This is a genomic window from Pseudomonas sp. CM27, assembly GCF_013179515.1.
In the GTDB taxonomy this organism is placed as follows: domain Bacteria; phylum Pseudomonadota; class Gammaproteobacteria; order Pseudomonadales; family Pseudomonadaceae; genus Aquipseudomonas.
The window spans coordinates 1-9,918 of the sequence record NZ_JABMCN010000027.1; the positions used below are offsets into that span (position 1 = coordinate 1).

General features: G+C 64.3%; 11 protein-coding genes and 1 pseudogene. 8 read left to right on the forward strand and 4 right to left on the reverse strand.

Annotated features, from left to right (window positions below):
• Positions 1-13: 13 nt before the first annotated feature.
• On the reverse strand, positions 14-484 hold the full coding sequence (locus HP547_RS05495) for an RNA methyltransferase (protein ID WP_172229342.1): 471 nt from the start codon (positions 482-484) through the stop codon (positions 14-16).
• 71 nt (positions 485-555) lie between these two features.
• Positions 556-927 carry a YajD family HNH nuclease gene (locus HP547_RS05500; protein ID WP_172229340.1) on the reverse strand — a complete coding sequence of 124 codons (372 nt, stop codon included), beginning with the start codon at positions 925-927 and terminating at the stop codon, positions 556-558.
• A gap of 132 nt (positions 928-1,059) precedes the next feature.
• Here HP547_RS05500 and HP547_RS05505 point away from each other — a divergent pair, with 132 nt between their 5' ends.
• On the forward strand, positions 1,060-1,338 hold the full coding sequence (locus HP547_RS05505) for a hypothetical protein (protein WP_172229338.1): 279 nt from the start codon (positions 1,060-1,062) through the stop codon (positions 1,336-1,338).
• 139 nt (positions 1,339-1,477) lie between these two features.
• Here the strand turns inward: HP547_RS05505 and HP547_RS05510 are convergent, their stop codons facing one another.
• Positions 1,478-3,520, reverse strand: coding sequence for a S9 family peptidase (locus tag HP547_RS05510; protein ID WP_172285688.1), 2,043 nt, complete (start codon positions 3,518-3,520; stop codon positions 1,478-1,480).
• A 120-nt stretch (positions 3,521-3,640) separates the two neighbouring features.
• Here HP547_RS05510 and HP547_RS05515 point away from each other — a divergent pair, with 120 nt between their 5' ends.
• The 4 genes and pseudogenes from HP547_RS05515 to HP547_RS05530 all read left to right on the forward strand — a co-directional run bounded on the left by HP547_RS05515 (position 3,641) and on the right by HP547_RS05530 (position 6,139).
• Entirely contained in the window at positions 3,641-4,138 is a 498-nt protein-coding gene (locus HP547_RS05515; RefSeq protein ID WP_172229334.1) for an MFS transporter, read from the forward strand.
• 13 nt (positions 4,139-4,151) lie between these two features.
• Positions 4,152-4,925, forward strand: coding sequence for a class II glutamine amidotransferase (locus HP547_RS05520; RefSeq protein WP_172229332.1), 774 nt, complete (start codon positions 4,152-4,154; stop codon positions 4,923-4,925).
• A gap of 9 nt (positions 4,926-4,934) precedes the next feature.
• Complete coding sequence (locus tag HP547_RS05525) at positions 4,935-5,456, forward strand: DUF2937 family protein (protein ID WP_172285689.1); 522 nt, start codon at positions 4,935-4,937, stop codon at positions 5,454-5,456.
• A gap of 229 nt (positions 5,457-5,685) precedes the next feature.
• Positions 5,686-6,139 (forward strand): annotated as a pseudogene (locus HP547_RS05530) (transposase).
• A gap of 129 nt (positions 6,140-6,268) precedes the next feature.
• Here the strand turns inward: HP547_RS05530 and HP547_RS05535 are convergent.
• Positions 6,269-7,183 (reverse strand): LysR family transcriptional regulator, encoded by a 915-nt coding sequence (locus tag HP547_RS05535; protein ID WP_172285690.1) that lies wholly within the window; start codon positions 7,181-7,183, stop codon positions 6,269-6,271.
• A gap of 129 nt (positions 7,184-7,312) precedes the next feature.
• Here HP547_RS05535 and HP547_RS05540 point away from each other — a divergent pair, with 129 nt between their 5' ends.
• From HP547_RS05540 to HP547_RS05550, 3 genes are all read left to right on the forward strand, one after another.
• Complete coding sequence (locus HP547_RS05540; RefSeq protein WP_172285691.1) at positions 7,313-8,599, forward strand: MFS transporter; 1,287 nt, start codon at positions 7,313-7,315, stop codon at positions 8,597-8,599.
• A 9-nt stretch (positions 8,600-8,608) separates the two neighbouring features.
• Positions 8,609-9,391, forward strand: coding sequence for a 5-oxoprolinase subunit PxpA (locus HP547_RS05545; protein ID WP_172285692.1), 783 nt, complete (start codon positions 8,609-8,611; stop codon positions 9,389-9,391).
• A partial coding sequence (locus tag HP547_RS05550) for an allophanate hydrolase subunit 1 (protein ID WP_172285693.1) occupies positions 9,388-9,918 on the forward strand: 531 nt, incomplete at its 3' end. The genes HP547_RS05545 and HP547_RS05550, both read left to right, overlap by 4 nt.

Here is a 9,918-nt window from a genome sequence, read left to right on the forward strand (position 1 = left end):
GCGGCCTTTTTCCTTACTTGAACTTGGGCCCCGAACGGGTATTCAACCCCTTGGCCAAACGGTCATACAGCACCACATTCACCGTCGCCGCCAGGTTCATGCAACCTTCGGTCGGGATATAGATGGTCTCTTCACACCACGCCCGCACATCCTCGCTCAACGAACCATCCTCCGGCCCGAAGATATAGATGGCCCGGTCCGGGTGAGTGTATTCGGGCAGCGGCCGCGCGCCCTCCACCAGCTCTACCGCTACCGGTGTGCACCCCAGCGGGATGATGCGCTGCAGGTCGTCGATGCCGATCAGGGGAATGTCGTAGTGCACGCGCTTGGTGTCGGTGACGAAGTCACGGGCGCGTTCGTAGCGTTTGCCGGTATAGAACACCGAATTGACGCCATAGCAGCCGGCGGCGCGCATCACCGAGCCGACGTTTTCGGCAGACTTGGGGTTGAACAGGCCGATGCAGCTGTATCGTTTGTTTGCCACGTACCGGGGCCCTTCGCGAAAAAAGCGCGATTATACGGGCTGCCCGGTAGCAGCGGGGGGCGAATCGATGGTCAGTCTTTCTTCATCATCCCGGCAAGCGCGGCAAACGGGTTGTGGGTGGCCTTGGCAATGCTCGGGGTGCTGAGCGAGCCATCGCTGAAGTACTGCTGGTCGGTGTAGCGCGAGTGCTCGTTGTCATGGCAGTACAGGCACAGCAGCTCCCAGTTGGAGCCGTCCTGCGGGTTGTTGTCGTGGTTGTGGTCACGGTGGTGCACGGTCAGCTCGCTCAGGCGCTTGCCGGCGAATTCACGGGCACAGCGGCCGCAGACGTGCGGATACATTCTCAGGGCCTTGTCGCGGTAGCCCATTTCCTTGTCGCGCTTGGCATCGGCCAGGATGCGGTCCAGGCGCGCGGTGGCGGCGGCGGAAGAGGTGGCGCTCATGGTGTTTCCTTTGTTCTGATCAGGCAGATGACGGTTATGGCATTGAGTCTAGCGCGCTTGCCGGGCAGGCGGACAGGCGAAAGCTTCGATTTAGGCGTAGCCTGTAGGAAGGTTCCCGACAGGAGGTTGCTGATGTTTCACGCGATCCTCGCCGCGCTGGTTGTGGCTGGCCTGCCCTTGGCTGAAGCCGCCAGTACACCCCCCCGGCTGACCACGCCGGTGCCGGGTGCACCGGGTACGCCAACGCCCACGCCTTACCCGCAGATAACCCCGAGCACACCGCCCAAGGCCTATGACAGCCAGCCGGGGGCACCGTTGTTGCCACCGATGCCGGTGCCCGGGCCGCCGAAGGACCAGCCATTGCCGGGGATCCGGCCAGAGCCTGCGAAGCCGGCGGGGCAGGATGATTGAACAACTCCGGTCGACACCAGCCCCCTGTGGGAGCGGGTTCACCCGCGAACACGGGCGAAGCCCGTGCCATCCTCCGCGGAGCCTTTTTCGCGGGTAAACCCGCTCCCACAGGGACGGCGCACGGGCTCAACTGTAAATTTTACGCCACACCCAGCTCGCCAAACACGAACGCATACTCCAGGGCCACATCCTTCAACCCCTGATACCGCCCGCTCATTCCGCCATGCCCGGCGCCCATCTCGGTCTTGAGCAGCAGCAGGTTGCTGTCGGTCTTGCGCGTGCGTAGCCGTGCCACCCACTTGGCCGCTTCCCAGTACTGCACGCGGCTGTCGTTGTAACCCGCCACCACCAGCATCGCCGGGTAGGCCTGCGCCTTCACGTTTTCATAGGGGGCGTAGGCCTTGATTCGCTCGTACACCTGCGGCTCTTGAGGGTTGCCCCATTCGTCGTACTCGGTCACGGTCAGCGGCAGCTCGGGGTCGAGCATGGTGTTGAGCACGTCGACGAACGGTACTTCGGCAATCGCACAACGGAACAGCTCGGGACGCAGGTTCAGCACCGCGCCGATCAGCAGGCCCCCGGCGCTGCCGCCACTGATGGCCAGGCGTTCGGCAGCGGTCACGCCTTCGGCGATCAGGTGCTCGGCGCAGGCAATGAAGTCGCTGAAGGTGTTGTGCTTGTGCTCCTGCTTGCCAGCGCGGTACCACGCCTCGCCCAGTTCGCCGCCGCCGCGCACATGGGCGATGGCAAAGGCCACGCCGCGTTCCAGCAGGCTCAGGCGGGCATGCGAGAACCACGGGTCCAGGCTCTCGCCGTAGGCACCGTAGCCATACAGGTAAAGCGGCACGGTCTGGCCAAGGTCCTGGCGGCGGCGCACCAGGCTGATCGGCACCTGGGTACCGTCCGCCGCAGTGGCCCACACGCGCTCGCTGACATAGTCATCGGCATCGAATGCACCTAGCACCGGGGTTTGCTTGAGCACAGCCTGCTCGCCGCTGGCGAGTTCCAGCTGGCGTACCTGCGCCGGGCGGTTGAGTGCCTCGTAGCGCAGGCGGATGCGCGTGCTGGCGAACTCCAGGCTGTCCTGCACGTACAGGCTGTAGGCGGCGTCTGGTAGCTCGACGCGGTAGGCCGGCAGGCCCTGCGGGCGCACGTCGATGATCGGCAGGCCGCCCTCGCGCAGGCTCAGGGTCAGGGCGCCGGCATTCAGGCTGAGGCCTTCGAGCATGATCGCGTCGCGGTGCGGCACCAACACCTGCCATTGCTCACGGCGTGGTACCGGCGAGACCTGGGCGTGGTACAAGGCGAAGTTGATGCCGTCCTGGTTGGTGCGGATGAACCAGCGCCACTCGCCATCGAGCTGGCCGTGGTCGGGGAAGTATTCGTGGCCTTCGACCCGCGGCGCCAGGCAGGTGAACGGCGCCTGCGCGGTTTCGGCGTCCAGCACCCAGGCCTCGCTGGTGGTCTTGCTGTTCAGCAGCAAGACCAGCTGGCGTTCGGAGCTGGTGCGGTAGCAGTGCAGGAAGAAGCGCCCGTCAGGCTCTTCGAACACGGTTTGGGCGTTGTCGCTGCCCAGCGTGTGGCGACGCAGGCGCCAGGGCCGGTGGGTGTCGTCCAGCTCGGCGAAAAACAGTGTCTGGCTGTCGTTGGCCCAGGTCAGGCTGCCGTCGCAGTCGTCGAAGGGCAGGGTGGTGACGCTGCCGCTGGCCAGGTCCTTGACGTACAGGGTGTAGATTTCATCGCCACTGGTGTCGAGGCTGTAGGCCAGCAGGCGATGGTCGGGGCTGACATTGAACGCGCCCAGCGACAGGAAGCCGCCGTTGGCCAGGGCATTGGGGTCGAGCAGCAGTTGCTCGCGGCTTTCATCGACGGTGTTCGAATCGTCGGCCGGGCGCGGGCAGCGGTAGTGGCGCGGGTACTCGTCACCCGCGGTGGTGCGGGTGTAGTACAGGTAGGGGCCCCACGGTGCCGGCAGCGACAGGTCGGTTTCGAGGATGCGGCCTTTGATTTCTTCGAACAATTGCTCGCGCAAGGGCGCTTGCTCGGCCAGGCAGGCCTCCTGGTAGGCGTTTTCGGCCTGCAGGTAGGCGAGCACCTCGGGCGTGTCGCGCTGTTGCAGCCAGGCATAGGGGTCGGCGGCCTGGGCCTGGTGGGCGATTGGGGGTTGGGGCTTGGTTGGCATTGAGGATCTCTTGATTGGGGTTGCCTGTGCCGGCCGCTTCGCTGCGGTACAGGCAAACACTGTGTGCGCCCGGAAAAGTGTTTATCATAGGCATCTCTTTGCCTGGCTTGCACGAACACCATGACCGAGAACGACTACACCCTCGCCTGGGGCCTCTATGCTGTCGCCGCCCTGGGCTGCCTGCTGGTTGGCTTCAAGCTCACCGGCTGGATGTGGCGCTGGCTGCGCGAACCGCTGCGGGTGGTACTGGCCGTGCTGCTGCTGACCCCGACCATCGTCGACCCGGTGAAGGAAAGCTTCGCCCCGGCCATCGCCATCACTGCTTTGGATGTCGCCTTCAAGGTTGGCAACAACGCCTGGCGCGCCGTTTCCGACTTCGCCATGTACGGTTTGATCGCGTTCGGCCTGTATCTGCTTTTCGTATTGCTGCGCTGGCCGCTGGAAAAGCGCGCCCGCGAGCGCCGCGCCCAGGCCGAAGCCGCCGCCCAGCGCGAGGTGGCCGAGGATGACCAGCTCGGCACCCAGGCCCCGCTGGCCGCCGAGCGCCACGACCGTTACCGTGACAACCCGCCCCCAGCCGCCCCGCGCGGCGGTGGCCGGGTCGAGCCCCGTCTGTAAGCGGAGACACGCCATGTGCGAACTGCTGGGCATGAGTGCCAACGTCCCGACCGACATCGTCTTCAGTTTCACCGGGCTGATGCAGCGCGGTGGCCGTACCGGTCCGCACCGTGACGGCTGGGGCATCGGCTTCTACGAAGGCCGTGGCCTGCGCCTGTTCCAGGACCCGGCGGCGAGCAGCGAGTCGGAAGTGGCCAACCTGGTGCAGCGTTACCCGATAAAAAGCCAAGTGGTCATCGGCCATATCCGCCAGGCCAACGTCGGCAAGGTCTGCCTGTCCAACACCCACCCCTTCGTGCGGGAAATGTGGGGCCGCAACTGGTGCTTCGCGCACAACGGCCAGTTGGGCGACTTCAAGGGCGAGGTCAGCTTCTACCGGCCGGTGGGCGACACCGACAGCGAAGCTGCCTTCTGCGACCTGCTCAACCGCATCCGCAGCGCCTTCCCCGAACCCGTACCGGTGGAACAGTTGCTGCCGGTGCTGGTCGAAGCCTGTGCCGGCTACCGTGGCCGGGGCGTGTTCAACTGCATGCTCAGCGATGGCGACTGGCTGTTCTGCTTCTGCTCGACCAAGCTGGTGCACATCACCCGACGTGCACCGTTTGGCGCAGCGCGGTTGAAGGATGTCGACCTGATCGTCGATTTCCATACCGAAACCACCCCCAATGACGTGGTCACGGTGATCGCCACCGAGGCCCTGACCGAGAACGAGACCTGGCAGCGCTACGAGCCGGGTCAATGGGCCTTGTGGCGGCACGGCGAGTGCACAGCGCACGGCCAGAGCTAAGGACGCTGCATGTTCAGAAGTTACCTGCGGTTGCTGCTGTTCACCTTCGGCCTGCTGGCCGGTATCCAGGTCCCGGGGTTGGTCAAGGACTACAGCCAGCGCGTCGAAGCGCACCTGTTCGAGTCGCGCGAAGCGCTGGATGGCTTCCGCCAGACCGCCGAACGCTTCTTCGACGGCGACCTGCAGGCGCTGCTGCGGCATTACCGCAGCAGCGACGACCCGGTGTTCAATAGTGATGCCAACAGCGTCGAAAGCCTGATGATCCGCAACGAATTGCTGGAAAACGAATGGCAGGCGCTGCAAGGGCCCTGGGCACAGCGGACCTGGCATGTGCTGGTGCAGGCCGACCCGCAGTTGCGTGAAGAAACGCTCAATAGCTACAGCTACCAGATTCTGCTGGTGCCCGAGGCGGTTGGCTGGGGGATTGGTGCAGGGTTTGTTCTGGCGTTCCTGGTCGAGAGCCTGTTGCTTGGGATTGGCTGGCTGATCCTCGGCGGGCGGCGTGGGGCGGTCAAAGAGAGCTGGCGCTGACGTTCGCCTTGAGCAATACAGTGCTTGGGATATCGAGCGCCGCCCGCGCGGCGCATCGCGGATGAATCCGCTCCTACATTTGTTGCAACGTGCCTAACCTGTTGCGCCATGGTCGCCTGCTTTGGCGCATGACATGAACTCGGGACACATTTGCAAACCATATCGTCCGAGCACCAATTGCAGGCAATTCTAGGCTGAAACGTGAATAGACAATTCATGGATGACCGTCATGCTCAGCCCGAAAGGCTGCCTGCTGCGCCGCCGTAGGTGCTCAGAACCGGGCAGGCTCTGTGCTCACTACAGTCACTCAGAACCGCCACCCGTTGTTCGACAATTTCCAGCGCGCACGCATCGTGATTCGCCATCTGCGCATGGCAGAGCAGGAGAACAGCTGCCATTCACTGGCCTGGGTTGTCATGCCTGACCATGTACATTGGCTGATCGAGCTGAAAGAAATAACTCTGAGCACACTGATGCGTCGCTTCAAAGCGAGGTCAAGCCACTGCTTGCGAAAGTCTGGAGCCCTCACGGTCCCCGTCTGGCAAGCCGGTTATCACGACCGCGCTCTGCGCAGGGAAGAAGATGCAGTCAAGGCCGCCAGGTACATCATTGCCAACCCATTAAGAGCAGGATTGGTGACCAGAATCGGTGACTATCCCCATTGGGATGCGATCTGGATCTGATCCCAAAGACTGACAACCATGGCCTGACAGGTGCGGCACGTTGCAACAAATGTAGGGGCGGATTCATCCGCGATGCGCCGCGCGGGCGGCGCTCGATCTCACAGGCGCGGAAAACCTAGCGGCGAACAGCTACGAAGCCAACACAATCCGTCGCCCCCCCACATCCCGCGCATACCGCTCCAGCACCTGCCGGCAGACCCCGACCACCTCATCCACCAGCGCCACCCCGGTCTGCCAGGCCACCACCAGCTCCAGGCTCGGCGGGGGTTGCAGCCCCGTCAGTAACACCAGCTCACCCCGGCCCAGCTCACCGTCCACCAGCGCCGGCGGCAGCGCACCAATGCCAAACCCGTCGCGCAGCAGCCGCGTAATCGCCGCTACGGAATTCACGCAGTTCAGTCGCGGCGCCTCGGCCCCCGCGCCCTGCAGCAGGCTCAGCACCTCCTGGTGCGGCCGAGAGTTCTTCGAGAAGGTGATGATGCGCTCACGGCCAAGCTCGGCCAGCGATGCATAGTCGCGGTGCTGGTGCGAACCGGCCGCCACCACCCAGCCCATCGGGTAACGTGCCAGGTCCAGGCTGCGGATCGACTGCTCGCGCAGCAGGTCGGTCTGCAGGATCACGTCGAGAAAGCCCTTTTGCAGCTGCTCGCGCAGGTTCAGCGCAGTGTCGGCCACCAGTTCGATCTCCACCTGCGGGTAGCGCTCGGTCAGCTCGGCCACCAGCGCGCTCATCCAGGTGTGGATCACCGTGTCCATCACCCCGATGCGGATGCGTCCAAGCTTGGCCCGGTCACTGTCCAGCGACTGCTTCATGGCTTTGGCGGTTTCCAGCATGCGCTCGGCATATTCCAGCACCTTGCCGCCCTCCGGGGTCAGGCTGACGCCGCGGGAATCGCGCAGCAGCAGCTTCACGCCCAGGTCAGCCTCCAGCGCGGCGATGCGGCTGGACACCGAGGCCTGGGTGCTGAACAGCTTTTCTGCGGTCAGGCGGAAGCTCTTGAGCCGGGCGACCCAGACGAAGGTTTCGAGGAAGCGAAGGTTCATGATCAGTTTTTCTTGTTCCAGACCGGCGGTTTTTCTCGTTGGACGCAGGCGACACGGCCTCTGAACAATGACGCCCAGGCCGCGACCCTCAAGTCGCCTATAAAACAATACCAACAAGCCGAGGCAAGCATGAACCCCACCGGCGTGCAGCAGCAGGTCAGTTCCCCCTCTTCGTCCGGGCCATTCGCCTGGTATCGCGATATCGACTCACAACAACGGCGCACCTTCTGGAGCTGCAAGATCGGCTATGGCCTGGACGGCATGGACACGCAGATGCTCAGCTTCGTCATCCCCACGCTGATCATGCTGTGGGGCATCACCACCACCGAGGCCGGGTTGATCCACACCAGCACGCTGATCGCCTCGGCCGTGGGTGGCTGGGTGGCAGGCATTCTTTCCGACCGTATCGGCCGGGTGCGTACCCTGCAGTTGACGGTACTGTGGTTCGCCTTTTTCACCTTCCTTTGCGGCTTTGCGCAAAACTACGAACAATTGCTGATCGCCCGTACCCTGATGGGTTTCGGCTTTGGCGGTGAGTGGACCGCCGGTGCGGTGCTGATCGGCGAAGTCATCCGTGCCCAAGACCGCGGCAAGGCGGTCGGGATGGTGCAGTCCGGCTGGGCGCTTGGCTGGGGCCTTACCGCCATCCTCTATGCGCTGCTGTTCTCCTGGCTGCCGGCCGAGCAGGCCTGGCGTGCACTGTTCCTGCTGGGGTTGGTGCCAGCGATCTTCGTCATCTTCGTTCGCCGGCTGGTCAAAGACCCGGAGGTGTACCGCGAGGCCAAGGCGGTGGAAAACGCCGAGGCACCTTCGCACTTCTACGAAATTTTCGCCCCCGGCATGCTGTGGACCACCGTGCGTGCGTCGCTGCTGACCACCGGCGCGCTGGGCGGCTACTACGCCATCACCTCGTGGCTGCCTACCTTCCTCAAGAACGAGCGCGGCCTGAGCGTGCTGGGCACGGGCGGCTACCTGGCCATGGTGATCGTCGGCTCGTACATCGGCTATGTGGTCAGCGCTTATCTGTCCGACCTGCTGGGGCGCAAGAAGAATTTCATCCTGTTTGCCGTGGGCTCGTTCGTCATCGTGCTGCTGTACACGCAGATGGCAGTCAGCGATGGGGTCATGCTGTGGCTGGGTTTCCCGCTGGGCTTCTTCGCCTCGGGGATCTTCAGCGGCATGGGGGCGTTCCTGACTGAACTGTTCCCCACCCGCATTCGCGGTTCGGGGCAGGGCTTCTGCTACAACATCGGCAAGGTCATCGCGGCACTGTTCCCGCTGATGATCGGCATGCTGGGCCAGAAAGTCCCGTTGGGCCTGGGCATTGGCGTGTTCTCGGCCGTGTCCTACGGCGTGGTGATCGTGGCCGCGCTGAGCTTGCCGGAAACACGCGGCAAACAGCTGCAGGCGCGGTAAGGTAGGCATATGGACAACAAAAACAACGGAGGCCGCGCGGTGGAACGCCTGCTACTCAATTGCGACATGGGCGAGAGTTTCGGCAGCTGGCGCATGGGCCTGGATGCCGAAGTGATGCCTTACATCGATTGCGCCAACATCGCCTGCGGCTACCACGCCGGCGACCCAGGCATCATGCGCCGCACCGTCGCCCTGGCGCTGGAGCATGGGGTGCGCATCGGTGCGCACCCGGCCTACCCGGACCTGGCCGGTTTCGGCCGCCGCTCCATGGCCTGCAGCAACGAGGAAATCCGCGACATGCTGCACTATCAGATCGGCGCCCTGGACGGCATCTGCAAGGTGCTGGGCGGCCGCGTAGCCTATGTGAAACCCCATGGCGCGTTGTACAACGACATGATGGCCGACCCGCTCAAGCTGCGTACCGTGCTGGAGGCCGTGGCGGCCTACGACAGCACCTTGCCGCTGATGCTCATGGCCACGGCCGACAACCGCGCGGCCCAGGCCTTGGGCGACGAGATCGGCGTGCCACTGTGGTTCGAGGCCTTCGCCGACCGCGCCTACACCGCCAGTGGTCACCTGCGGTCGCGGCGCCTGCCTGGTGCTGTACACCACGACCCGGCGCTTGTGGTGGAGCAGGCCGTGCGCCTGGCCCGGGGCGACACGCTGGTGGCGGACGACGGCAGTGCACTGAAGCTGGTGGCCAGCACCCTGTGCGTGCATGGCGACAACGACAGTTCGGTGGCGGCTGTGCGGCAGATTCGCCTGGCTCTCGATGCACTGGAGCCACGATGAACCCACGCGTTGAAGTAGTGGCCTTCGATAGCCTGATGGTGCGCCTGTTCGAGCGTATCGACGAGGCCAACATGTCCTGGATGCTTGCCGCCAGCCAACGCTTGAGCGTGGCGTTCGGTGAACATTTGCTGGATCTGGTGCCGTCCTATACCACGCTGATGGTGCAATTCGACCTGCCGCCGGGCGAGGCGAGGGCATTGATCAAGCAAGCGCTGGACGGTTTGCGGCCAGACGCCGGCAGTGGCGGTCGCCGTCACGAAATCCCAGTGTGGTACCACGCCAGTGTCGGCCCTGAGCTTCCTGTGCTGGCAGCCCGCAGCGGCCTGAGCGAAGCCGAGGTGATCCGCTTGCACGGCGAGCGCGATTATCCGGTGTTCGCCCTGGGCTTCGCCCCGGGTTTCGGCTTCATGGGCCTGGTCGACGAACGCCTGGCCAGCCCGCGCCTGAGCACCCCACGCAAGCGAGTGGCGGCGGGCAGTGTCGGCATTGCCGAACGCCAGACAGCAGCCTATCCGGCGGTGTCGCCA